This window comes from Maricaulis sp. (assembly GCF_048269565.1).
Lineage (GTDB): Bacteria > Pseudomonadota > Alphaproteobacteria > Caulobacterales > Maricaulaceae > Maricaulis.
Genome location: NZ_JBLXIK010000006.1, coordinates 140,507 through 165,364, shown reverse-complemented (window position 1 = coordinate 165,364; position 24,858 = coordinate 140,507). Strand labels below are relative to the sequence as shown.

The 24,858-nt window shown below is 65.0% G+C and carries 21 protein-coding genes; 14 read left to right on the top strand and 7 right to left on the bottom strand.

From position 1 onward, the window contains the following. Positions 1 to 616 precede the first annotated feature (616 nt). The 4 genes from ACN0YL_RS12285 to ACN0YL_RS12270 form a co-directional block, all read right to left on the bottom strand. Entirely contained in the window at positions 617 to 931 is a 315-nt protein-coding gene (locus tag ACN0YL_RS12285) for a hypothetical protein (protein ID WP_417469192.1), read from the bottom strand. A gap of 62 nt (positions 932 to 993) precedes the next feature. Continuing rightward, positions 994 to 2,046 (bottom strand): 2-oxoacid:ferredoxin oxidoreductase subunit beta, encoded by a 1,053-nt coding sequence (locus ACN0YL_RS12280; RefSeq protein WP_417469191.1) that lies wholly within the window; start codon positions 2,044 to 2,046, stop codon positions 994 to 996. A 1-nt stretch (position 2,047) separates the two neighbouring features. Then, positions 2,048 to 3,877: a 2-oxoacid:acceptor oxidoreductase subunit alpha gene (locus tag ACN0YL_RS12275; protein ID WP_417469189.1), complete on the bottom strand. Its 1,830-nt coding sequence runs from the start codon at positions 3,875 to 3,877 to the stop codon at positions 2,048 to 2,050. Further along, positions 3,874 to 5,670 (bottom strand): FAD-dependent oxidoreductase, encoded by a 1,797-nt coding sequence (locus ACN0YL_RS12270; RefSeq protein ID WP_417498180.1) that lies wholly within the window; start codon positions 5,668 to 5,670, stop codon positions 3,874 to 3,876. The genes ACN0YL_RS12275 and ACN0YL_RS12270 overlap by 4 nt, the downstream gene beginning before the upstream one ends. A 282-nt stretch (positions 5,671 to 5,952) precedes the next feature. Here ACN0YL_RS12270 and ACN0YL_RS12265 point away from each other — a divergent pair, with 282 nt between their 5' ends. Beyond that, the gene (locus ACN0YL_RS12265) at positions 5,953 to 7,233 is read left to right on the top strand and encodes an ATP-grasp domain-containing protein (protein WP_417498179.1); all 1,281 of its coding nucleotides are present in this window, start codon (positions 5,953 to 5,955) and stop codon (positions 7,231 to 7,233) included. After that, a complete protein-coding gene (locus ACN0YL_RS12260) occupies positions 7,233 to 7,937 on the top strand; it encodes a gamma-glutamyl-gamma-aminobutyrate hydrolase family protein (RefSeq protein WP_417498178.1) in 705 nt (234 codons plus the stop codon). The genes ACN0YL_RS12265 and ACN0YL_RS12260 overlap by 1 nt, the downstream gene beginning before the upstream one ends. 14 nt (positions 7,938 to 7,951) lie before the next feature. On the opposite strand, the gene ACN0YL_RS12255 is transcribed toward ACN0YL_RS12260, so the two are convergent. Together ACN0YL_RS12255 and gcvA are read right to left on the bottom strand one after the other, a co-directional pair. Further along, on the bottom strand, positions 7,952 to 8,317 hold the full coding sequence (locus tag ACN0YL_RS12255; RefSeq protein ID WP_417498177.1) for a VOC family protein: 366 nt from the start codon (positions 8,315 to 8,317) through the stop codon (positions 7,952 to 7,954). An 844-nt stretch (positions 8,318 to 9,161) separates the two neighbouring features. Continuing rightward, a complete protein-coding gene (gene gcvA / locus ACN0YL_RS12250) occupies positions 9,162 to 10,097 on the bottom strand; it encodes a transcriptional regulator GcvA (RefSeq protein WP_417469180.1) in 936 nt (311 codons plus the stop codon). Positions 10,098 to 10,212: 115 nt separating this feature from the next. Here gcvA and cysG point away from each other — a divergent pair, with 115 nt between their 5' ends. From cysG to ACN0YL_RS12200, 10 genes are all read left to right on the top strand, one after another. Further along, positions 10,213 to 11,598 (top strand): siroheme synthase CysG, encoded by a 1,386-nt coding sequence (gene cysG, locus ACN0YL_RS12245; protein ID WP_417498176.1) that lies wholly within the window; start codon positions 10,213 to 10,215, stop codon positions 11,596 to 11,598. After that, a complete protein-coding gene (locus ACN0YL_RS12240) occupies positions 11,595 to 11,888 on the top strand; it encodes a DUF2849 domain-containing protein (RefSeq protein ID WP_417490631.1) in 294 nt (97 codons plus the stop codon). Before cysG ends, ACN0YL_RS12240 begins: the two co-directional genes overlap by 4 nt. Next, on the top strand, positions 11,888 to 13,528 hold the full coding sequence (locus ACN0YL_RS12235; protein ID WP_417498175.1) for a nitrite/sulfite reductase: 1,641 nt from the start codon (positions 11,888 to 11,890) through the stop codon (positions 13,526 to 13,528). The genes ACN0YL_RS12240 and ACN0YL_RS12235 overlap by 1 nt, the downstream gene beginning before the upstream one ends. Beyond that, positions 13,515 to 14,630: a phosphoadenylyl-sulfate reductase gene (locus tag ACN0YL_RS12230; protein ID WP_417498174.1), complete on the top strand. Its 1,116-nt coding sequence runs from the start codon at positions 13,515 to 13,517 to the stop codon at positions 14,628 to 14,630. Before ACN0YL_RS12235 ends, ACN0YL_RS12230 begins: the two co-directional genes overlap by 14 nt. A 2-nt stretch (positions 14,631 to 14,632) precedes the next feature. Then, positions 14,633 to 15,655: a cysteine synthase A gene (locus ACN0YL_RS12225; protein ID WP_417469172.1), complete on the top strand. Its 1,023-nt coding sequence runs from the start codon at positions 14,633 to 14,635 to the stop codon at positions 15,653 to 15,655. Between the two features lie 42 nt (positions 15,656 to 15,697). Then, positions 15,698 to 16,534, top strand: coding sequence for a ferredoxin--NADP reductase (locus ACN0YL_RS12220; RefSeq protein ID WP_417498173.1), 837 nt, complete (start codon positions 15,698 to 15,700; stop codon positions 16,532 to 16,534). A 179-nt stretch (positions 16,535 to 16,713) separates the two neighbouring features. Then, positions 16,714 to 17,652 (top strand): homoserine O-succinyltransferase MetX, encoded by a 939-nt coding sequence (metX, locus tag ACN0YL_RS12215; protein ID WP_417490626.1) that lies wholly within the window; start codon positions 16,714 to 16,716, stop codon positions 17,650 to 17,652. A gap of 1 nt (position 17,653) precedes the next feature. Further along, positions 17,654 to 18,799, top strand: coding sequence for a trans-sulfuration enzyme family protein (locus ACN0YL_RS12210; RefSeq protein WP_417498172.1), 1,146 nt, complete (start codon positions 17,654 to 17,656; stop codon positions 18,797 to 18,799). An 85-nt stretch (positions 18,800 to 18,884) separates the two neighbouring features. Continuing rightward, positions 18,885 to 20,345: a D-glycero-beta-D-manno-heptose-7-phosphate kinase gene (gene rfaE1, locus ACN0YL_RS12205; protein ID WP_417498171.1), complete on the top strand. Its 1,461-nt coding sequence runs from the start codon at positions 18,885 to 18,887 to the stop codon at positions 20,343 to 20,345. Continuing rightward, positions 20,332 to 20,862, top strand: coding sequence for a D-glycero-alpha-D-manno-heptose-1,7-bisphosphate 7-phosphatase (locus ACN0YL_RS12200; protein WP_417498170.1), 531 nt, complete (start codon positions 20,332 to 20,334; stop codon positions 20,860 to 20,862). Before rfaE1 ends, ACN0YL_RS12200 begins: the two co-directional genes overlap by 14 nt. Positions 20,863 to 21,114: 252 nt before the next feature. Here the strand turns inward: ACN0YL_RS12200 and glpK are convergent, their stop codons facing one another. Next, positions 21,115 to 22,605: a glycerol kinase GlpK gene (gene glpK / locus ACN0YL_RS12195; RefSeq protein ID WP_417498169.1), complete on the bottom strand. Its 1,491-nt coding sequence runs from the start codon at positions 22,603 to 22,605 to the stop codon at positions 21,115 to 21,117. 92 nt (positions 22,606 to 22,697) lie between these two features. Here glpK and ACN0YL_RS12190 point away from each other — a divergent pair, with 92 nt between their 5' ends. Both ACN0YL_RS12190 and ACN0YL_RS12185 read left to right on the top strand, forming a co-directional pair. Further along, the gene (locus ACN0YL_RS12190) at positions 22,698 to 23,633 is read left to right on the top strand and encodes a lysophospholipase (protein ID WP_417498168.1); all 936 of its coding nucleotides are present in this window, start codon (positions 22,698 to 22,700) and stop codon (positions 23,631 to 23,633) included. Positions 23,634 to 23,640: 7 nt separating this feature from the next. After that, positions 23,641 to 24,822, top strand: coding sequence for an NAD(P)/FAD-dependent oxidoreductase (locus ACN0YL_RS12185; RefSeq protein ID WP_417498167.1), 1,182 nt, complete (start codon positions 23,641 to 23,643; stop codon positions 24,820 to 24,822). Positions 24,823 to 24,858 lie beyond the last annotated feature (36 nt).

Sequence of the window (24,858 nt, the reverse complement as noted above, 5' to 3'; positions counted from 1 at the left end):
ATGGGGTTGCGCTATCTTGATCCGCGGCGGTGCGTGAATCTGGGTTCCAGCCTGCGCTGGAATGACGCTGATTTGGGGCGAAAATGCTGGATAGGTGGGCGATCCACCACCCGCCCCTTTCCCCAAAAACCACATCCTTGTCATCCCTGACGTATGCCCCGCGAATGCGGGGCGCAGATCAGGGACCCAGACCCGCCAACGTGAAACCCGTGAGGCTGCGGTGGCCAATAATTGACGCCGCGGCACGACCGTGGCCATCCGTCGGGCGTCTGGGTCCCTGATCTACGCCCGGATCGCTGGCGCGCCCGGGCATCCGTCAGGGATGACAAATTTTGATTTTGTCGAACACCAAGGCCCCGGCACGGGGCCAGGCCCCGCCATAAACCTCATGCCGGGATCTCGCCACCGGGGTTCAGCGTCGTCAAGGCGCATGCCCGCGAAGCGGCGCCGAAGGCGGCCTTGACGCCGTTGAGCCCGGCTGGCCCACTCGCAGGCAAGAGGTTTATGGGGTGGTGTTGGCGGGAGGCAGACTTTCTGCGCCCGCAACACACTACCTCTTCACTCTGACAAAGACTGATTTGGAAATGTGTTACGAAAGAAGGCGTCCGGAGCGCCGTCACACCATCCATGCCATTCCGAGCCGGATCATGAGTTGCGCCGCCGCCACAACCGGAAGAACCGAAAATGTGACATGTAGGAATGCCAAATTCATCCCGAGAACCAGGGCCAGCGCGAGGGTCACTGACACGGCGAGAACCATCGCCACCAACAGACAATACGGCAGGACTTTGCGCCAACTTTTGGTGAGCCACAGCAGAGCCCAGGAAATCGATATGTCGGCAAACACGAAAAGCGCCAGCAGCGCAATTTTCCCGATTGACAGGTCTTCTCCGATGACAAAATTGAGCGCCAAGATGTAGATCATTACCATCACGGTCGCGAGACCCAATAGCTGGACCGAGATCGACGTCGCGCTCGACACTGACACCCCCCCTACTTCCACCGCCCCTGCAATTTCGCCAACGCCGCCCGCCCCGGCGTCAACGCCTCATACGGCAGCGCATTCAGCGGCGTCTTCGGCAAATGGTTGGCGGCGTGCATGTCGGCCATGTCTTCATTGACGTAGAGCAGGCCGGTGCGGATTTCGCCGCTTCTGTCGCCGAGCAGCAGGGTTTCGATGGCCTGGGCGCGGTCGCGCGGGTCGTAATCGTCGGCGGTCTTGCGCAGTTTCAGGGTGCCGCCGTCATGCATGGCGACGGTCATGGCGCCGTCTTCATTGTAGGCGCCGGTGATTTCCTCGGCATGGGCGACGAAATCGGTGTGGATCAGCGGGTGGTAGTATTTGAAGGTGTGGGCATAGCTCTTTGTGGAGCCGGCATGGTCGTTGAAGGTGACGCAGGGCGAGATGACGTCGATCAGGGCGAAGCCCTTGTGCATCAGGGCGGCCTGGATCAGCGGCACCAATTGGCTCTTGTCGCCGGAAAAGGCGCGGGCGACGAAGCCGGCGCCGAGCGTGAGGGCCTGGACGCAGGGGTCGATCGGCGATTGCTCGTTGGCGATGCCCTTCTTGGACTTGGTGCCGATATCGGCCGAAGCCGAGAACTGGCCCTTGGTGAGGCCATAGACGCCATTGTTTTCCAGCACATAGAGCATGTTGAGATTGCGGCGGATCGCGTGGGCGAACTGGCCGAAACCGATCGAGAGACTGTCTCCATCGCCGGAAATGCCGATATAATGCAGGTCGCCATTGACGGCATTGGCGCCGGTCGCGACCGAGGGCATGCGGCCATGGACGCAATTGATACCGTGGGACTGGCCCATGAAATAGGCCGTGGTCTTCGATGAGCAGCCGATGCCGGAGACCTTGGCGGCGCTGTGCGGCGGCAGGTCGAGTTGCCAGAAGGCCTGGACCAGGGCGGCGGTGACCGAGTCATGGCCGCAACCGGCGCACAGGGTCGACATCGAGCCTTCATAATCGCGCACCGTCAGGCCGAGCTTGTTGCGCGGCAAATGCTTGTCGATCAGCGGTTTGGACATTGAGGTCATGTCAGGCCTCCTCGGCCGTCAGGTGTGCGGTGACACCCTCGATGATGAAAGCGGGATTGGCCGCCATGCCGGCATAATCGAGCACCGGGATCAGCTTGGTCTTGTCGACCGAGGTCTCGTTGATCAGCAGGCCGCGCAGCTGGGCGTCGCGATTCTGCTCGACGACATAGATCTCGTCATGACTGTCCATGAAGGCCTCGACCTCGGCGGAGAAGGGGAAGCCGCGCACGCGCATATAGTTGAGGTGGATGCCCTGTTCGGCGAGCCGGTCGAGCGCCTCGCGCACGGCGCCGTCACAGCCGCCGAGCGAGATGATGGCGCGGCGGGTCGGCTGGCTGGCCTCGATGATGACCGGGCCGGGAACGGCGTCGGCGGAGTCTTCCCATTTGCGCGTGAGCCGGTCGAGCACTTCCTTGTATTCGGCCGCGTCCTCGGTATAGCCGCCCTTCCAGTTATGGCCGGAACCGCGCGTGAAATAGGCGCCCTTGGGATGCACGCCGGGCACGGTGCGGTAGGCGATATTGTCGCCATCGCGGTCTTCATAGCGATAGTATTTCGGCAATGCTTCCAGCTCTTCAGCCGAGAGGATCTTGCCGCGGTCGGGCTGATAGCTGTCATCCCAGTCGAGCTCGGGGATCATCCAGTCATTCATGCCGATATCGAGATCGGTCATGAAGAAGACCGGCGTCTGATAGCGTTCGGCCAAGTCGAAGCTCTGCACCGCCATCTCGAAGCATTCGGCCGGATTGGCCGGGAAGAGCATGATATGCTTGGTGTCGCCATGGCTGGCATAGGCACACAAGGTGAGATCGCATTGCTGGGTGCGCGTCGGCAGACCGGTTGACGGCCCGGCGCGCTGGACGTTGAACAACACCACCGGCACTTCGGAATAATAGGCAAAGCCGATGAACTCGCTCATCAGCGAGATGCCCGGCCCGGAGGTCGGGGTGAAGGCGCGGGCGCCATTCCAGCCCGCACCGACCGCCATGCCGATCGAGGCGAGCTCGTCCTCGGCCTGGATGATGCAGAAATTCTTCTCGCCGGTATCGGCATCGACGCGGAATTTCTCGCAGAAGGATTTGAACCCGTCCATCAGCGAGGTCGAGGGCGTGATCGGATACCAGGCGCCGAAGGTGGCGCCGGCATAGACACAGCCCAACGCGGCAGCGGTATTGCCGTCGATCAGCACATTGCCCCGGGTCGCATCCATCGCCTGCACGCGCAGCGGCAGCGGCTCGGGATAGTGCTCGCGGACATAATCGAGGCCGAGATTGATCGCGGTCATATTGGGTTCGATCAACTTGGGTTTCGAGCCGAACATTTCCTCGACCAAGCCCTTGATGACATCGACATCGATCCCGGTCAGGCCGGCGACGGCGCCGACATAGGCCATATTCTTCATCAGCACCCGGGTGCGGGCATTGTCGAACTTGGCATTGCACAGGCGCGCCAGCGGCACGCCGATCGCGGTGATGTCGGTGCGGGCATGAAGCTCCGGGCGCGGCCAAGTGGAATCATACAGGAGATAGCCGCCCGGCGAGACTTCGGCGAGGTCGCGCTTATAGGTCTCGGCATTCATCGCGACGACGAGATCGGCGGCGCCGGAGCGGGCCATATAGCCGTCCTTGGTGACGCGGATCTCGAACCAGGTCGGCAGGCCCTGGATGTTGGACGGGAAGAGGTTCTTGCCGACCACGGGCACGCCCATGCGGAAGATCGCCTTCATCAGGAGGCCATTGGCGCTGGCCGAGCCGGTGCCGTTCACATTGCCGATCTTGATGACAAAGTCGTTGATGCGGATATCCGCCATGGTGTCCACGAGGTCCTTCATTCGGCCGCGATGCTCCGTGCTTCCTCGGCAACGTGAGGGATGAGAATATCACCGTCCTGCATGTCCCAGGCGGCGGTCGGGCAGCGCTCGGCGCACAGCCCGCAATGCAGGCAGAGGTCTTCGTCCTTGACCATCACCCGGCCGGTATCCTTCAGCGGGGCGGAGACGAACAGCGCCTGGTCGAGATTGTCCGCCGGCGCCTTCAGCCGGGTGCGCAGCTCGTCTTCCTCGCCATTCTCGACGATGGAGAGGCAATCGACCGGACAGATATCGAGACAGGCATCGCACTCCTTGCACAGGGGCGGATCGAACACGGTTTGGACATCGCAATTGAGACAGCGCTGCACCTCGGTGACGATCTGCTCGGCGGTATAGCCCATCTCCACTTCGGTCTTGCGATTGCCGAGCCGTGCCTTGAGCTCGACCAATGGCATCACACCGCGATGGCCGCGCTCGTAATCATTGGAATACATCCACTCATTGACGCCCATCTTGGCCGAGTTGAGATTGACGCCGCGCGGCATGCGCGCCGCCAGATCTGTCTTCTCGCAATGCTTATGGATCGAGATCGCCGCCTGGTGGCCGTGCTCGACAGCCCAGATGATATTCTTCGGCCCAAAGGCGCTGTCGCCGCCGAAGAAGACGCCGGGGACGGTGGATTGATAGGTGGTGGTGTCGACGACGGGCACGCCCCATTTGTCGAACTCGATCCCGATATCGCGCTCGATCCAGGGGAAGGCGTTTTCCTGACCGATCGCCAGGATGACATCATCGCAGGGAATGATCTTGGTGCCGGTGGTGCGCGTCGCGGTGATATTGCCGCGGGCGTCGAGATCATACTCCATCAGCTCGAATTCCATGCCGACGAGCTTGCCGTTCTCGGTCACGAAGCGCTTGGGCGAATGATTGACGAGGATCTCGACATTCTCGTCCTCGGCGTCTTCGAGCTCCCAGGGCGAGGCCTTGAAGAATTCGCGCGGCTTGCGCGCCATCACCTTCACATCATCCGCGCCGAGCCGCAGCGAGGAGCGGCAGCAATCCATCGCCGTATTGCCGACGCCGATGATCAGAACCTTCTTGCCGATGGTCTCGATATGCTCGAAGGCGACGCTTTCCAGCCAGTCAATGCCGATATGGATATTGGCGTCGGCCTCCTGCCGGCCCTCGATATTGAGGTCCTTGCCCTTGGGCGCGCCGGAACCGATGAAGATGGCGTCATAACCACCGGCCAGCATGGCGCGCATGCTCTCGATACGGTGATTGAGCTTCAGATCGACGCCCATATTGAGGATATAGCCGATCTCCTCATCGAGCACGTCTTCGGGCAGGCGGAAGGAGGGGATGTTGGAGATCATCAACCCGCCGGGGCGGTGCATGGCTTCAAAGATGGTGCATTCATAACCCAGCGGCGCGAGATCATTGGCCACCGTCAGCGAGGCTGGGCCCGCACCGATCAGCGCGATCTTCTTGCCGTTCGTCTTCGCCGGCTTTTGCGGCACCAGGTGGGCGACCTCGTCGCGATGGTCGGCGGCAACGCGCTTGAGGCGGCAGATCGCGACCGGCTCCTCCTCGACACGTCCGCGGCGGCAGGCCGGCTCGCATGGCCGGTCGCAGACGCGGCCGAGAATGCCGGGAAACACATTCGAGCGCCGATTGACCATATAGGCCTCGGTGAACTCGCCCTGCGCGATCAACCGGATATATTCCGGGACCGGGGTATGGGCCGGACAGGCCCACTGACAATCGACAATCTTGTGGAAATAGTCGGGATCGCCGGTATTGGTCGGCTTCATAACGCGCTTCCCCCTCGGAGCGGTGCTCCGGTTTTGCCTGAGGTCGCGTCCCCTGGGAACCGCCTCTTATTGGGAAGCATTCTCACATCTTCTTGGCCATTGGGGTCAAGCAGTTTCGGCCTTAAACACCGCCGCCAAGCGCAGTATGTATGCGGGTGAGAGGCATTTGCAGATTGCCGCAGAGCGCACCGGCGCGCTGCGGAGACGACAGGGAGGGCATTCGTTTCAACCGCCGAATCCATGCTAGTTTCCCCCCTCACCCGGACACACAAGGGCGCCCGCATGTCGAAACCGACCATCATCATCACCTATGCCCGCTCGCTGATGGCGCTGACCGTGGGCCAGTCGCTGCGGCCTGTCGCCGGCAAGATGATCGGCGTCGACAGCGTTGAGTGGACGGTGCTGGGCTTTTCCAAGCTGTGCGATGACAACCGGCGCGTGCCCGATCCCGGCGAGGCGCCGGAGGCCTATGTCGAGGCGCTGGTCAAATTGAGCCGGGAATTCGTCGGTGAGGGCCCGGTCCTGATCATGCCGGTATTCGAGGACGCCTCGCTGCTGGCCAAACACCGCGACCGCTTTGCCGACGGTGTCGTCATCGCAGCCTCGCCGGCGGAGGCGATTGACCAGGTCGATCCCAAGGACCGGCTGGCGCGCTCGCTTGAGAGCTGGGATGTGCCGGCCCCGGTCACCGACGTGTTCGAGGCCCCGCTCAAGCCGGGCGAAGGCGATTTCCGCAACAGCCCGCCGCTAATCATCAAGCCGGCGCAGGGCAATGGCGGGCGCGGCGTGCTGATGGTGGAAACGGCCAAGGCGCTGGAACACGAGCTGACCCATCGCAAGGGCACGCAATTGTTGCAGGCGCTGGTGCCCGGCGAGGATTACTGCGTCACCGCGATGGCCGACGGCAAGCGCGTCTTCGCCCTCTCCGCCTATCGCAATCTGGAACAATACCCGCCGCATAATGGTGCCGGCGCCCTGCGCGAGACCGTGCTCGCCACCCCGTTCGAGCCCGCCATGCAGCGCCTGGTCGAGGCGTCCGGCTGGACCGGCACGCTGCAGGCCGATTTTCGCTGGACCGGCGCGGCCGATCACGCACCCGAACTGATCGAGATCAATCCGCGCCTGTGGGCCGGCATCACGCATTCGGTCCATTCCGGGATCGACTACCCGCTGCTGCTCGCCCTGCAGACCCTCGGCGAGCCCCTGCCCGAGCCCGGCAAGCCGCAAATCGGCTATCGCTCCAAACTCCCCCTCGTCTGGCTGGCCGGCCTGACCGGGACCAGCCTGGACGATGCCGAGTATTTCGCCCGGATCGAGGAGAGCTGGCACCGCATGACGCGGTCCGACACCAAGCTGCACGCGCGCATCGCTCATCTCTGGGCCAATATGACCGATTTCGAGACCCTGAAGGATGATATCCATGCCGCCCTCGAACGCGGCGAGCGTGGCAAGCACGCCCAGACCGATATCCGCGCCGACGAGGCCGGCAGCGTCGCGCTGGGCACGCTCTTCATCATCTCGCATCTGCTGCGCCATGGCCGCCTGCCGGCCGAGGTCAAATAATGCCTGACGGTCCTGCGAGATCGCGCAGACCGCTGATCGGTTTCACCGCCGCCACGCGCGGCGATCACGGTGTCGCCTGGCTGTTGCGGCTGGCGATCTTTCTCGGCGGCGGCCGCTCGACCCGGATCACGGCGCCGTTTGAGGACTGGCATGGCGAGAGGCCCGACGGCCTGTTGCTGAGCGGCGGGCTCGATATCCATCCGACCCGCTATGCCGGCGATGAGAGCTTTGAGTCCGAGTTCGATCACGACCGCGACCATCTCGAATTCTCCTGGATGGACTGGGCCGATCATGCCCGCATTCCCGCCTTCGGCATTTGCCGCGGCCTGCAAATGCTCAATGTCCATGCCGGCGGCGATCTGCACCAGACCCTCGACCCCAAGCTCATCGCCACCTGGCCTACCACGGCGATCGAATACATGATTTTCCGCAAGCCGATCCGGATCAAACCCGGCTCACATCTCGAAGCGGCGACCGGCTGCACCGAACTCGAGGTCAACAGCCTGCACCGCCAGGCCGTGCGCAATCCGGCGCCCGGCTTCAGTGTCGTTGCCCATGAACGCGCCAGCGACGGCATCCAGGCGATCGAGGCCGAGGTCCCCGCCCTGCGCATGGGCGTGCAATACCATCCCGAGCTTTTGCTCCACCAGGGCACGGCAAGGGCGCTGTTTCGCTATTTCGTGGATCAGTGCCGGAGGAAGTGAGCGGGGCGCCCGCCTCACCTCGTGCAGTAAATCAGATATTTGTGCCCATCGAGATCGCGGAAATACGCCGCATAGAAATGCGCGCTGCGCCGCCCCGGCGCGCCGGCATCGGCCGCCCCCAGCGTCAGCGCGCGGGCGTGCAGCGCATCGACGGCCTGCGGGCTGTCGAGGACCAGACCGATCATCGAGCCATTGCCGGCAGTGGCCGGCTCGCCGTCCTCGGGCAGGATAATGGAAATCCCCGGCGCGTCGCCGCCCGCCCAGGCGATGAAGCTCTCGCCCTGCATGGTGCGCGCGGCGCCGAGTTCGGCGAGCAGCGCGTCATAGAAGGCCGCCGCTTCCTCGAAGCGATTGGTGCCGAGCGTGACATAGCCGATCATGGGGTTTCCTGTTTGTGTTTGGCGCGGGAGGGATGTGTGCCTCTGGTCCGCGGCAGGATAAGTGTATCAACAGATCGGTGTCGACGACGCTTTCTTCCCCGCCCCGGGCGGGGAAGTGGGTCCCGCGTAGCCATGGCGAAGCAGGAGTCGATGGGGCCGCAGCCGCAGGCTGCGGGGCGACGCTGGCGCCAGACACCGCCGCGCTGTCGCGCGCCGGCCCCTCCACCACCCTTCGCCAAGGCTACGGGCGGTCCCCCTCCCCGGTAAACCGGGAAGGAAAGAGGCGAGGCCAGACCCCGCCCTGAAAACCATGCCTGGACCCGGCCAGACTGGACTTGGCAAGGGTTCCAGGGTGCGTGAAGGCAAGACAAAGAAGGTAGAAACGCCCGAGGCTACCTTCACCACAACTCTTCGTATTCCTCGAATTCAAGGCTCACCGCCGGAAACAACTTGCGCAGTAGTGGCCGCACCACAGCCACACCCGCCCCGTTCAGGGGGCAAACGTTGGCGAAATTCGGGGCACTCCCCCTGTGCCTGTAAAACCCCAGCGGCATCCCGTCGCATTCGACAATCAATATTTCAAAGAAATCCAAGTCATCAAAGCTATGGTCACATACGAATTTTAGTTCGTCTGCGAGCCGGGTAGGACTCTGGTTTATGGACCCAATCGATCGTTCATACAGAGCCACGTCGTCAGTGTAGGGAATTTTCTTTATGTCCAACATGGCGGGCTCTGAATTACTTCGCGGTGAGCAACGTCTCGCACCTTGATACTAAAATCATCTCCGGGAAAGGGGAGTTTTCCCCAGGGACAGGTACAAAAAGTACCTGTCCCTCCCCCCCCTCACAACTCATCCACCGAACTCTCATGATGCCGCGCCTCGGCCTTCAGCCAGGCAATAAAGCTTTGAGCATCCGCGCTCAGCGGCCGGTTCTTCGCTGTCACCACGTGATAGGCCGAGCGTACCGGTGAGGCGCCGTCGGCGAAGAGCGCAACCAGTCTCCCGGCGGCGAGGTCGTTCTGGACCAGGGTGCGCTTGGCCAGGGCGACGCCGCGGCCGGCCACCGCGCTGTCGATCACAAGGGCTGACTGGTTGAAGCGCACGCCGCCGGAGACATCGATGCCGCGCACGCGGCGGGCCTTGAGCCAGGAGGCCCAGTCGGCGCCGTCGACATCGCTTTCCGGCGAGGCATCGTGCAGCAAGGTGTGGGCGGCGAGATCGCGCGGGCGCACCAGGGGTTTGCCGTCATGCAAGAGATCGGGCGAGCAGACCGGCAGGACTTCCTCGCTCAGCAGGCGTTCCTCATTCAGCGTCATATCGCCGCCCGGGCCGTAGCGGATCGCCAGATCGGCGGCGCCGGCGGCGAGGTCGACGCGTTCGCTGGCGGCGGAAATCCAGACTTCAATGCCCGGATGCGCGTCCTGGAAACGGTGCAGGCGCGGGGCGAGCCATTTGCCGGCGAAGGAGGGCGAGACCGAGACCGTGAGGCTGCGCTTCAGCGTCGGTCGCCGCATCAGCGAGACGGCACGCTCGAGCTGGTCGAAGGCATCGCTGGCGGTGATCGCGGCGGCGCGGCCGGCATCGGTCAGGGCGAGACCGCGACCCTGGCGCGTGAAGAGCGGCGTGCCGACATGCTCTTCCAGCAGGCGGATCTGCTGGCTGATCGCACCGGGCGTGACGGCCAGTTCGTCGGCGGCGCGGGAGAAGCTTTCAAGCCGCGCGGCGGCCTCGAAGGCGCGCAGGGCGTTGAGCGGGGGAAGGCGTGAGGTTCGGGCCATCGCTACTGTTTAGTTTTTCTAATTGATAATGGCAATAATCATCGTTTGAATTCGGTCTACCCAATAGAAATATTGCAGGTGTCGCGCCATGAAGGCGCAGGATTGGATGTGTCAGATGCGTGTTTTTCCAGCCTCCATGCCCCTGGACGGCCAAACGGTGATCGTCACGGGCCATGGCCCGATGGCCGAAGCCAAGGCACGCCTGTTTGTCACCTCCCCAGCCCGGTTGATGTGGTTCACCGGCAAGAGCGCCGATCCTGTACCTGCGGATATTGCCCAGTATGCAAGGGTTATAGACCGGGAGCCGATCCGGTCTGACCTTCATGGCGCGATGTTGCTTTTCATTGCCGGCGGCGAAGCCGCGGCGATTGCCCAACTGGCCGCCACCGCCCGCGAACTGGGCGTGCTGGTCAATATCGTCGATTCCCCCGCTGCCTCCGATTTCCAGACCCCGGCGATTGTCGATCGCGACGGCATCGTGATTTCCATCGCATCCGGCGGTGCGGCGCCGGTGCTCTCCGTCGATATCCGCGCCGCCATCGAGACCCTGGTCCCGGCGCGGATCGGCGTGCTGGCCGATCTGGCGCGCGAGCTGCGCGGCACGGTCAAATCCGTCATCAAGCGTTTCGATGACCGCCGCGCCTTCTGGGAGCGTGCCCTGCGCGGCAAGGCCCGCGATCTGGCGCTCACCGGCGACAAGGCCGGCGCCCGCCGCGAAATGCTCCGCACCCTCAATGGCGCCGCCGAGCCGGCGACCGGCATTGTCCATCTCGTCGGTGCCGGCCCGGGCGATCCCGATCTGTTGACGCTGAAAGCGGCGCGTCTGCTGCGCGAAGCCGATGTCATTGTCCATGACCGCCTCGTCAGTGCCGGTGTGCTCGATCTCGCCCGCCGCGACGCCATACGCATCGATGTCGGCAAGACCAAGGGCCACCATCCGGTGCCGCAGCCATCCATCGAAGAGATCCTGATCGAGCAGGCCGCCAAGGGCCTGCGCGTGGTGCGGCTCAAGGGCGGCGATCCGTTCATTTTCGGCCGCGGCGGCGAAGAGCTGGAAGCCGTGCGCGCCGCCGGGATCGCAGTCGAGATCACGCCCGGCATCACCGCCGCGATGGCCTGCGCCGCGTCTGCGGGCATTCCGCTGACCCATCGCGATCATGCCCAGTCGGTCACCTTTGCCTCCGGTGTCGTCAAACAGGACGGGCCGGACGCCGATTACCGCGCCCTCGCCGCGCCCAACAGCACGGCGGTCTTCTATATGGGCGTCGGCGCCGCACCCGAGATCGAGCGCAAGATGCTCGGCCACGGCCGTTCGCCGCAAACCCCGATCGCCCTGATCGAGAACGGATCGAGCGATGCCGAGCGCCGCTTCACTGCAACGCTCGCCGATCTCGCCGGGCTGGTGGTGCGCGAAAAGATCAGCGGCCCGACCATCATCATTATCGGCGAGACGGCGCATTTCTCCGCCCGCCTGCCCCAGCGCCAGGAGCAATTCGCATGAAAGCCATCACCGCCAATCGCCTCACCGACGGCCGTGTCATCTACCGCACGGCGCAGGGCCAATGGTCGACCCGGTTCGAGGACGCAGCCCCGCTCAGCGATGACGCGGCCGAGGCCGTGCTCGCGGTCGCCGAAGCCGAATTCGCCATTGCCGTCGGCCCCTATCTGATCGAGCTGGGCGACAAGGCTCCCGCCGGCCAGAAATGGCGCCGCGAAGGCATCCGCATTGACGGGCCGACATCGGGCACGACGCGGCAGACGCCGGCAGCGCAGGTTGAACGGGCCGCCTGATGTATCGCTATGACGAATACGACGCGACGCTGGTGCGCGAACGCATCGGTGAGTTTCGCGACCAGATCGCGCGCCGTCTTGATGGCCGCCTGAGCGAGGACGAGTTTAAGCCGCTGCGGCTGATGAATGGCGTCTATCTGCAGCTGCACGCCTATATGCTGCGCGTCGCCATTCCCTATGGCACGCTCAACAGCACCCAGGTGCGCACGCTCGCCCGCATCGCCCGCAAATATGATCGCGGCTATGGCCATTTCACCACCCGCACCAATATCCAGTTCAACTGGCCCGCTTTGACCGATGTGCCGGCGATCCTGGAAGAGCTGGCCGATGTCGAGATGCATGCGATCCAGACCTCGGGCAATTGCATCCGCAACACCACGGCCGACCCGTATTCCGGCGCCGCCGCCGACGAGATCGAGGATGGCCGGCCCTGGGGCGAGATCATCCGGCAATGGTCGAGCCTGCACCCGGAATTCACCTTCCTGCCGCGCAAGTTCAAGGTCGCCGTCAATGGCGCCGCCGAGGACCGCGCCGGCCTGCGCGTCCACGATATCGGGCTGCAGATCGTGCGCAATGATGCCGGCGAGACCGGGTTTGAGGTCTGGGTCGGTGGCGGCCAGGGCCGCACGCCGCGGCTGGCTTTCAAGACGCGCGACTTCCTCGAGCCGCGCGACCTGTTGAGCTATCTGACCGCCGTTCTGCGCGTCTACAACCAGCATGGCCGCCGCGACAATATTTACAAGGCGCGCATCAAGATCCTGGTCGAAGCGCTCGGCGTCGAGGCCTTCATCGCCGAGGTCGAAGAGGAATTCGAGGCGATCCGCGACAGTGAACTGCGCCTGCCCGATGCCGAGATTGCCCGCATCCGCGCCTTCTTCGACACGCCGGTTGTCGATCATCCCGCCGCGCTGCCGGAGGCCGGCGAGCCGGGCTTCCGCCACTGGCTGCGGCGCAATCGCCGCGACCACAAGGTGGCGGGGCTTTCCAGCGTCGTCATCTCGCTGAAGCCGGTCGGCGGCACGCCCGGCGACGTCACCGCCGATCAGCTCGACCTGATTGCCGGTCTCACCGAGCGCTATGGTCTCGACGAGATCCGGGCCACGCCGGAGCAGAATCTGCTGCTGCCGCATGTCCGCAATGAGGATCTGCACGCGGTGTGGCTGGCGCTCAAGACCGCCGGCCTGGCAACGCCAAATGCCGGTCTGGCGACCGATATCGTCTCCTGCCCGGGCATGGATTATTGCAGCCTCGCCACAGCGCGCTCGATCCCGGTCGCCCAGGCGATTGCCGAGCGGCTCGAGGCGACCGGTCTGAGCGAGGCGGCGGGCCGGCTGACGATCAAGGTCGATGGCTGCATCAATGCCTGCGGCCATCACCATGTCGCCAATATCGGTGTCCTTGGCCTCGATAAGCGCGGCGAGGAATACTACCAGATCACGCTTGGCGGTGCCTTCGGCAAGGATGCGGCAATTGGCACGATTGTCGGCAAGGGTCTGGCCGGAAACGATGTCCCCGATGCGATCGTGCGCATTCTCGAAACCTATCTTCAGCTTCGCACCGGCGAGGATGAAACATTCATCGATGCCCTGCGCCGGACCGGCAGCGATGCCTTCAAGGAAGCGATCTATGTTGCGCAATAAATCTGACGCCGAAACCGGCCGCAGCATCGAAGCCCAGCTCAATTCGGGCGGCGGCGTCATTGTCGAACTGCCCGGCGATGCCGACTGGCGTGCGGTCGGCGACACCATCCGCGGCGCAGTGCAGGTCGATATCCGCTTTCCCAGCTTCAAGGACGGGCGCGGCTTCACCCTGGCCTCGCAATTGCGCAGCCGGTTGGGCTATGGCGGCCGCCTGCGGGCCATCGGGGATCTCATCCCCGACCAGGCGCAATTTCTCAAACGCGTCGGCTTTGACGCGATCACGCCCGACCGCAGCGATCTCGCCGCCGACTGGGCCCGGGCCGAACAGCGCTTTTCCGTCGTCTACCAGCCGGCCAATGACGCCGTCGCCACCATCCCGGCGCGGCGCACAGGGGACGATCTGGACGCGCTCAATGTCCGCTATCGCCAGAGCGATGCACTCGAGATCCTGCGCGATGCGCTGCAGACCACCTGGCGCGGCCGCATCGCCCTGCTCTCCTCCTTCGGGACGGAAGCCGCTGTCAGCCTGCACCTGATCTCGCGGATCGATCCGGCAACCCCGGTATTCTTTATCAATACCGGACGCCATTTTGCCCAGACCGAACAATATCTGCGCACGCTGGTCGACCGTCTCAAACTGACCGATTTACGAGTCCTGAAACCCGATGCCGACGAGACCCGCACCGAGGATGCCGACGGTTATCTGTGGCAGCGCGATGCCGATGCCTGCTGTGCCTTGCGCAAGGTGCGCCCGCTGGCGCGGGCGCTGGACGGGTTTGACGCGCTGGTGACCGGACGCAAGCGTTTCCATGGCGGCGCCCGGGCGGCGCTGCCGGTGGTCGAACGGGTCGCCGACGGGCTGCGCGTCAATCCGCTGGCCAATTGGTCAGCCGAGCAGATCCAGGCCTATTTCCAGACGCATGATTTGCCGCGTCACCCATTGACCGATATGGGATATAGCTCGATCGGGTGCTGGACCTGCACCGCGCCGGCCTATGGCGGCGGTGGTCTGCGCGCCGGCCGCTGGCCGGGCCAGGACAAGACAGAATGCGGCATCCACGCACCGGCGCAAGGCGCCGCGGTTCGACCAGAGAGACGATAAACATGGCCTATTCGCACATCCTTGACCTGATTGGCTCCACTCCGCTGATCCGGCTGGACGGTCCGTCCGCCGCCACCGGCTGCGAGATTCTCGGCAAGGCCGAATTTCTCAATCCCGGCGGCTCGGTGAAGGACCGCGCCGCGCTCAATATCGTGCGCGAAGCGGAAGCCGACGGCACGCTGAAGCCCGGCGGCACGATTGTCGAAGGCACGGCCGGCAATACCGGGATCGGCCTGGCACTGGTTGGCGGTGCGCTCGGCTATCCGGTGATCATCGTGATGCCGCGCACCCAGAGCGACGAGAAGAAGCAGGCGATCCGCTCCTTCGGCGCCCGCCTGATCGAGGTCGATGCGGCGCCGTTCTCGAGCCCCAATCATTTCGTGCATTATTCCCGCCGCCTCGCCGAAGAGCTCAATGCGAGCCAGGAGGCCGGCGCGATCTGGGCCAACCAGTTCGACAATCTCGCCAATCGCCGCGCCCACGAGAAATCGACCGCACCGGAGATCTGGCAGCAGACCGGTGGCCGTATCGACGGCTTCATCTGCGCAGCCGGTACGGGCGGCACGCTCGCCGGCACGGCCTCGGGCCTGCGCAGCTTCAAGCCGGAGATCACGATCGGCGTCGCCGATCCGGCCGGCGCGGCGCTGTACAGCTATTACACGCAAGGCGAATTGCGCGGCGAAGGCTCCTCGATCACCGAGGGCATCGGCGTCAACCGCATCACCGGCAATCTGGAAGGTCTGAAAGTCGACCATGCCTACCGGATCGAGGACGCGGAAATGCTGCCCATCCTGTATGATCTGGTGCGCCATGAAGGCCTGTCGCTCGGCGGATCGGCCGGGGTGAATATCGCCGGTGCCATGCGTCTGGCGCGCGATCTCGGACCGGGCAAGACCATCGTCACCATGTTGTGCGATGTCGGCGCTCGTTATGCCGGCAAGCTGTTCAATCCGGAATTCCTCGCCAGCCGGGGCTTGCCCGTGCCGCCCTGGACCGATACCGAAGCCGCGCCTGCCACGGCCTGACGCCGGCACGCCACCAGAACCAAAGCTGCAAAGACGATGACGATGACCGCTCCCGTGCCTGCCACACCCGTTTCCGTGAAGAATGCCGTTTCCGCCAAGCCCGGCCCGTTCACGGTCGAGACCGTGCTGGAGGTCAAGCATTTCACCGACCGGTTGTTCTCCTTCCGCCTCACGCGGCCGGCGGCCTTCCGTTTCCGCTCCGGCGAATTCGTGATGATCGGCCTGCCGAAGGCAGACGGCAAACCGCTGCTGCGCGCCTATTCCATCGCCAGCCCGTTCTGGGACGAGGCGCTCGATTTCTACTCGATCAAGGTCGCCGATGGTCCGCTGACCTCGCGCCTGCAGCACATCCAGCCCGGCGATGAAGTCCTGCTTGGCCGCAAACCGACCGGCACCCTGGTGCTCGATGCGCTCAAGCCGGGCAAGCGCCTCTACATGATCTCGACCGGCACGGGCATCGCGCCGTTTGCCAGCCTGATCCGCGATCCGGAGACCTATGAAAAGTTCGACGAGGTCATCCTGACCCATACCTGCCGCCAGAGCGCCGAGCTGGTCTATGGCGAGGAACTGGTCGCGGCGACCAAGGACGACGAGCTGATTGGCGAGATGGCGCGCGAGAAACTCGTGCACTTCACCTCGGTCACCCGTGATGACGGCCCGGTAAAGGGCCGCGTCACCGATATGATGCGCTCCGGGGAACTCTATACCCGCCTCGACGTCCCGGCGCTCGATCCGGCCGTCGACCGGGTGATGATTTGCGGCTCGGAAGGCCTGCTCAAGGACGTCAAACAGATCTGCCTCGACGCGAATTTCATCGAGGGCTCGAATGCCGCGCCGGCCGATTTCGTGATCGAGAAGGCGTTTGTCTCGACCGATTGACAACACATAAACATATCTTTATATGTGAAGTCGCGCCGATTTGATGTTCAGCTTGCGGGCGCGGAACAAGTGCGGCTAAAGCGGATCGAAGGCGGCGCCGGGGCCCTCCCCCCGGGTATTTCCCTGCGCCGCTTCGACCCCTGATCGGCGTCCGGCTTGTTCCGCCAGCGGAATTCAGCATGCCGACTCTTCTGCGACAATCGACCGAAGCGCCCGTGCGCCCACTCTCTGCCAGCCTGTTATCGGCCAGCGGCGCTCCGATACGCGTCACCGGCCGCCTGACCGGGCCGGACGGCGCACCGGTCTGCCTGGTGCTCGGCGGCATCTCGGCCGATCAGGCGGTGGCGGCCCATGGTGATGAGGCCGGCTGGTGGTCGGCCCAGGCCGGACCGGGCCGGGCGCTCGACACGGACTGTCTGCGCATCCTCTCCTTCGATTTCCTGGCCGACACGATCAAACCCTTCCCCACCACCACCGACCAGGCCCGCGCCATCCTCGCCCTCGCTGACGCTGCCGGTATCAGGCGCTTCTCGATTGTTGGTGCCTCCTATGGCGGCATGATCGGTCTGGCCCTGGCGGTGCTGGCGCCGGAGCGGGTGGAGAAACTTCTCGTCATCAGCGCCGCCCACCGCGCCTCGGCCATGGCCAAGGCCTGGCGTTCGATCCAGCGCGATACCGTCGAGCTGGCGCTGCAATATGGCGATGGCCGTGCCGGGCTCGATCTGGCGCGCCGCCTCGCCATGACGACCTATCGCACCCCGATCGAACTGGAATCGCGCTTCTATGATCCCGAGCCCGGCTGCCGCGATGCCAATGGCGTCTGCGCCTATCTCGAGGCCCGCGGCCGCGAATTCGCCGAACGCATCACCCCGCAGCGTTTTCTCGCCCTGTCACGCTCGATGGACGAACACTGTATCGATGTCGGCGCCATCGAATGCCCGGTCACCTGTATTGCCGTGATCGAGGACCAGCTGGTCCCCGCGGAGCAGATCGCCGAAACCACGCGCCAGATCCCCGGCGGCGTGATGAAACGCATCCACTCCCTCTATGGCCATGACGCCTTCCTGAAAGAAGACGCCGCCATCTCCGGGGCCCTCACCGACTTCATCGGAGGCTGACATGGCCCGCGACCCCAGAACAGCCGCCGTCCGCGCCGGCCTCAATACCGACGCGACATGGAATGCGGTCATCCCGCCCATCTCGCTCTCGACCGCCTATCGCCGTGAGGACCCGGCGGTGCAGCCGGCCTTCGACTATGCCCGCACCGGCAATCCCGGCCGCTCCACCCTCGCCGCGGCCATCGCCGAACTGGAACACGCCGCCGGCGCGGTGGTGACCTGTTCCGGCATGGCGGCGATCGATCTTCTGCTGCACGACCTGCCATTTGGCGCCCGGGTGATCTGTTCGCATGATGCCTATGGCGGCACGCGCCGCCTGCTCGATGCGCGCGGACGTGGCGGACGCCTGCTGCCGGTCTATGTCGAGACATCCGACACCGAGGCCGTCGCCGCAGCGCTAAAAGAGCCCGCCGCCCTGGTGCTGGTCGAGACCCCGTCCAATCCGCGCCTGCGCATTTCCGATCTGCGCGCCATCGCCGATCTCGCCCATGCAGCCGGCGCCGAACTGGCGGTCGACAATACCGTGCTGTCGCCGGCGCTGCAGCGGCCGCTCGATCATGGCGCGGATTATTCGGTGCAATCGGTGACCAAGCTGCTCAATGGCCATTCCGACATGGTCGGCGGGGTGGTCTGCGTCGCCGATGCCGACAAGCTGGCCAATCTCGTCTGGTGGACCAATTGCGCCGGTATTGGTGGCGGCGCCTTCGACAGCTATCTCGCCCTGCGCGGTCTGCGCACCCTGGCGCTGCGGGCCAGGGCCCAGTGCGACAGCGCGAGCGAGATCGCCGCCTGGCTGGAATCCGATCCGCGCATTGCTGCGGTAGACTTCCCCGGCCTTGCCAGCCATCCCGGCCATGAGTTTGCCGCGCGGCAGCAGGACGGGTTCGGGCAATTGATCTCGATCCAGCTGGCCGAGGGCATCGCCGATGCCCGCGATGTCGTGCGGCGGCTGCAGGTCTTCACCCTGGCGCAATCGCTCGGCGGGGTGGAGAGCCTGGTCAATATCCCGGCGCTGATGACCCACGCCGCGATGACGCCGCAGGCCCGCAGCGACGCGGGCATTTCCGACAGCCTGATCCGCCTCTCCATCGGCCTGGAAGCGCCGGCCGACCTGATCGGCGATCTCGACGCCGCACTCGCCCCGTAGCCGGGCCTTTCACTCGGCTCGCGCCCGCCTTATACCTTGGTCTTCACAGCGGGTTTTCGTGATCCGCGCCGCGCCCGGGGTATGCATGTCGAGAACCAGCGAATGGATTGACGCCTTTGCCGGCGTGAAGCTCGTCGTGTTCGGCGATGTCATGCTCGACCGCTACACGTTCGGCGATTGCAATCGCATCTCGCCGGAAGCGCCGGCCCCGGTCTTCCTGGCCCAGCGGGTCGAGGAAATGGTCGGCGGTGCCGGCAATGTCGCGCGCAATATCGCCAGCCTCGGCGGCCAGGCGGCCCTGATCGGCGCCATTGGTCATGACAGTGCCGGCCTCGCCCTGATCGCCGCCGCCGACGACACGCCTGGCCTGACCCCGCACCTGGCAAAGACCGATGCGGCCCGCACCGCCGTCAAGAACCGTTTCGTCGCCAAGAACCAGCAAATGCTGCGCGTCGACGAAGAAGACATTGTCGAGCTGCCCGAGATCACGGTGGAAGCCCTGTTCGCCCATCTCGATGGCGAACTGGAAGACGCCGCCGCGCTGGTCCTGTCGGACTATGCCAAGGGCGTGCTGTCGCGTCCGACCATTGCCCGCGCCGCCGCCATGGCGCGCGCCCGCGGCATCCCGGTGATTGTCGATCCGAAATCGCGCGATCTCGCCCGCTATCGCGGCGCCACCGTCATCACCCCCAATGCCAAGGAAGCCGAAGAAGCGACCGGTGTGGATTGCCACAGCGATGCCGGCGCCGCCGAGGCCGCCGGCCTGATCGCGCAGCAGACCGAATGCGCCGTCGTCGTCATCACCCGCGGCCCGCAGGGCATGACGGTCCGCGCCGCCGACGGCACCATCCACCACATGCCGACCGCCGCACGCGAAGTGTTCGACGTCTCCGGCGCCGGCGATACCGTCGTCGCCGCGCTCGCCCTGGCGCTGGCCTGCAAGGCCCCAATCGAGGTCGCCGCCGAACTGGCCAATCGCGCTGCCGGCATTGTTGTCGGCAAGGTCGGCACCGCCACGGTCAGCGCCGCCGAGCTGCACCGCACCCTGCACAGTGGCGGCACCGGCGCCGACAAGATCACCGACCTCGCCGGCGCCGCGAAGGCCTGCCGAGACTGGCGCGCCACCGGTCAGCGCACGGTTTTCACCAATGGCTGTTTCGACCTGCTCCATCCCGGCCATGTCAGCCTGCTCGCCTTCGCAAAGGCGCAGGGCGACAAGCTGATCGTCGCGCTCAATTCCGACGCCTCGGTCAAGCGCCTCAAGGGCCCCGGGCGCCCGGTCCAGACCGAGCATGCCCGCGCCGTGGTGATGGCGGCCCTGCGCGATGTCGATCTAGTGGTGGTGTTTGACGAGGACACGCCGCTCGAGGCGATCACCGCCATCGAACCCGACGTGCTGGTCAAGGGCGCCGACTATGCCGGCAAGACCGTGGTCGGCGCTGACGTCGTGACCGCGCGCGGCGGCATGGTGGTGCTGGCACCGCTGCTGGACGGTCATTCCACCACCGCCTCGATCGGCCGCGCCGGCCGCGATGCCGATGCGTGAGCCCTTCCTCGTATTGCTCGACCGTGACGGCACGATCAATATCGACCGCAAATATCTCGCCGATCCGGCCGGGCTGGAATTCCTGCCCGGGGCCATCGAGGGTCTGACAATGCTGCGCGATGCCGGCGCCGTCTTCGCCATCGTCACCAACCAGTCCGGCATTGGCCGCGGCATGTTCGACCGCGAACAGGCCGATGCGGTCAACGACCATCTCCTCGCCATGCTCTCCGCCCACGGCATCGAGATCGCCCATGTCGCCCTGTGCCCGCACGCCCCCGATGACGCCTGCACCTGCCGCAAGCCCGCGCCCGGCCTGGCGCTGGAAGCCGCCGAAGCGACTGGCCTGCCGCTGGAGACCACCTGGGTGATCGGCGACAAGACCAGCGATACCGGCCTGGCGGATGCCGTCGGCGCACGCGGGATCCTGATCACCGGCGATCCGCTGGCCTCACCGGCGGAGCATTTCACGGCGGGTGATCTGGTCGAGGCGGCGGGGATTATTCTGGCGGAGGGGTAGCCCCGCGCTTTTCTCCAATACAAAACCTTGTCATCCCTGACGGATGCCCCGCGAATGCGGGGCGCAGATCAGGGACCCAGAAACACCATCGAGAATCCATACGCACGGGACGGTCACATCGTCGCTGCCTCGGCGCGAAAGCCACATCCGTCGGGCGTCTGGGTCCCTGATCTACGCCCGGATCGCTCCGCGCCCGGGCATCCGTCAGGGATGACAAGAATTGTTGTTTTATGAAGTGAAGAGCGCGCCCCCTCACCCCGTCCTCACCCGCCCCACAGCATCCTTCCAGCCGGACCGCATCCGTTCCCGGTGCGCAGGCTCGCACCCCGGCTTGAACTCGCGATCTGCCTTCCAGATCCCCCGCCCGTCCTCGAGCTTGCGGAACAGGCCCGCGCCCAGCCCGGCGAGGAAAGCCGCGCCCCAGGCGGTGGTTTCGGTGTTCTTCGGGCGGACGACTTCGATGTCGGTGAGGTCGGCGAGGCGCTGGAGGATGGTGTCGTTTCTGGCCATGCCGCCATCGACGCGCAGGGTTTTGGTGGTGACGCCGTCGCCGGCCATGGCGTCGAGCAAATCGCAGGTCTGGTGGGCGGTGGAATCGATCGCGGCCTGGGCGATTTCGGCGCGGCCGGCACCTCGCGTGAGACCGAGAATCGCGCCTCTGGCATCGGCATCCCACCAGGGCGCGCCCAGACCGGTGAAGGCGGGCACGAGATAGACGCCGCTTTCCGGGTCGGCGCCCTGCGCCAGGGCGCTGATATCGGAGGCCTGGCTGAGCAGGCCGAGGCCATCGCGCAGCCATTGCACCGTCGAGCCGGCAGAGAGAACCGAGCCTTCCAGCGCGTAGGTGGTTTCGCCGGCGATGCGATAGGCGATGGTTGCCAGCAGGCGGGTGCGCGAGCGGACCATGTCCTTGCCCGTATTGAGCAGCAGGAAGGCGCCGGTGCCATAGGTGGATTTCATCTCGCCGGGGCGGAAACAGGCCTGGCCGATGGCGGCGGCCTGCTGGTCGCCGGCGACACCGGTGATCGGCAGGGCGCGCCCCAGCAGATCGGCCTGGGTGGTGCCGAAATCGCCGGCGCAATCGCGCACATCGGGCAGGAGCGCAGCGGGGACGTTGAACAGGTCGAGCAGATCCTCGTCCCAGCGGCCCTCGGCGATATTATAGAGCGAGGTGCGGCTGGCATTGGTCGCGTCGGTGGCGTGGACCTTGCCGCCGGTCAGGCGCCAGATCAGCCAGCTATCGACGGTGCCGAAGGCGAGCTCGCCCTGGGCGGCGCGTGTCCGGGCGCCATCAACATGGTCGAGGATCCAGGCGATCTTGGTGGCCGAGAAATACGGGTCGAGCACCAGGCCGGTGCGCGAGACGACGGTCTCGGCGCGGCCGGCCTTGCGCAGGGCGGCGCAGACATCGGCGGTGCGGCGGTCCTGCCAGACAATGGCATTGTGGACCGGCTGGCCGGTGGCGCGGTCCCAGACAATGGTGGTTTCGCGCTGATTGGTCAGGCCGATCGCCTGCACGCTCCAGCCCTTCTTCTCGGCTTTTTTCAGGGCTTCGCGGGCCGTCGCCAGCACGGTGGCCCAGATCACTTCGGGGTCATGTTCGACCCAGCCGGGATTGGGATAGATCTGCTCGAATTCGCGCTGGGCCTCGGCGATGATCTCGCCGCTGGTCGAGAACACGATCGCGCGCGAACTCGTCGTGCCCTGGTCGAGCGCCAATAGCGCCTTGCGCGTCTTGAACATGCCGTCTCCCCCGCCTTGCCTCGGTGTGACTATAGCCCTGCCGCCGGATAAGAAAACGCGCTAGGTTCATATATCAAAGCCGGGGAAGCCTCATGCCAAAGTCGAATTTCAGCCTGCAAACCCTGCCGAGCCCGACCGGCGCGCGGCTGGCGCTCTATACCGCGGAAGCCCAGGGCACGCCGCGCGGCATTGTCCATATCAATCACGGCCTCGCCGAACATGCCGGCCGCTATCAGCGCTTTGCCGAATTTCTCGCCACCCGCGGCTATCATGTCGGTGCCCATGACCATCGCGGCCATGGTGCGACGACGGCCGATGACGGCGCGCCGCGCCGCTTCGCCGACAAGGATGGCTGGAACAAGGTGATGGGCGATGTTGTCGCCGTGCAGGACCATCTGCGGGCTACCTGGCCCGGCCTGCCGGTGATCGTGTTCGGGCATTCAATGGGCTCGGTGATCGCCTTCAATCATGTGCTGCGCCATCCCGACAGTGTCGCGGCGGCAGCGATCTGGAACGGCAATATGGCGCTGGGCGGACTGGCCGGCCTGATGAAGCTCATCCTCTGGTTCGAGGCGGCGGCAGGCGGGGAATTTACCCCCAGCCACACCCTCGACAAGATGACTTTCAAGACCTGGAACAAGAATTTCCCCGAACGCCGTACCGACGCCGACTGGCTGTCGCGCGATACCGAAGAAGTCGACAAATACGTCAATGACCCGGTCTGCGGCTGGCCGTCCAGCGTCTCGCTGTGGCGCGATTTCCTCGAAGGCGTCGCCTTCGCCGAGGACAAGGCCAATCTCGCCGCCGTGCCGCACGACAAACCCTTCCACCTCGTCGCCGGTGCCAAAGATCCGGCAACACTGCAGGGCAAGGCGATGCGCACGCTCTACAAGCGGCTGAAGAAGGCCGGCTTCACCGATGTCGATTTCCATCTGCTGAAGGGGTTCCGCCACGAGACCCTCAACGAGATCGGCCGCGAGGCCCAGATGGCCGCCTTCGCCGACTGGCTCGACCGGGTGACCGGCTGACCCCGTCATGATCACTTATGACGTCGCGATTATCGGGGCCGGCGCTGCCGGCATGATGTGCGCCATCGAGGCGGGCAAGCGCGGGCGCACGGTCACGCTCATCGAGCATTCCGACAAGCCGGGCGAGAAGATCCGCATCTCGGGCGGCGGGCGCTGCAATTTCACCAATCTGCATTGCGGGCCCAATAATTTCATCTCGGCCAATCCCCACTTCGCCAAGTCGGCGCTCAAGCGCTATAGCCAGCGCGATTTCATCGCCTGGATCGACCGCCACCGCATCGCCTGGCATGAGAAGACGCTGGGCCAGCTGTTCTGCGATGGCCCGGCGACGCAGATCATCGAGGCCTTGCGCGGCGAGATGCGCGAGGCCGGGGTGGGTGTGCGGCTGGGCGTGTCGGTCAGCTCGCATCAACGCAAGGGCGAGGAATTCGAGCTCCGGCTCAGCGATGGCGAAGTGTTCCGTTGCCGCTCGCTGGTGATCGCGACCGGCGGCAAGTCGATCCCCAAAATGGGCGCCACCGGTTTCGCCTATGATGTCGCGAAGGCCTATGGCCTCGCCGTGACCGAGACCCGGCCGGCGCTGGTGCCCCTGACCTTCGGGCCGGAAACCCTGGAACGCTTCAAGCCGATTGCCGGGGTTGCGGTGGATGCTGTTGTCAGCGCCGGCAAGACTTCGTTCGAGGAAGCCCTGCTCTTCACCCATCGCGGACTGAGCGGACCGGCGATCCTGCAGATCTCCTCCTATTGGCGCGAAGGGGAAGAAATCTCGATCAGTTTCCAGCCCGGTTTCGGCATTTTCGACGAGCTCAAATCCCAGCGTGCCGAGAATGGCCGCCAGGCGATCGGCACCGCGATGTCAGTCTTCCTGCCCAAGCGGCTGGCGCAGTTGCTCGCCGCCGATTGCGGCCTGACCGGCAATCTCGCCGACCAGTCGGACAAGAAACTCAGGGGCCTGGAAGCCTGGCTGCGCGACTGGCGCATCAAGCCGACCGGTTCGGAAGGCTATCGCACGGCCGAAGTGACTTTGGGCGGCGTCGATACCGACGATCTCGACAGCCGCTCGATGCAGGCGCGCCATGTGCCGGGCCTGTATTTCATCGGCGAGGCCGTGGATGTGACCGGCTGGCTGGGTGGTTTCAACTTCCAGTGGGCCTGGTCTTCGGGCTGGTGTGCAGGGCAGTCCGCATGATCGCGGCAGGACGCATGCGGCCCGTGCCCGGCGTTT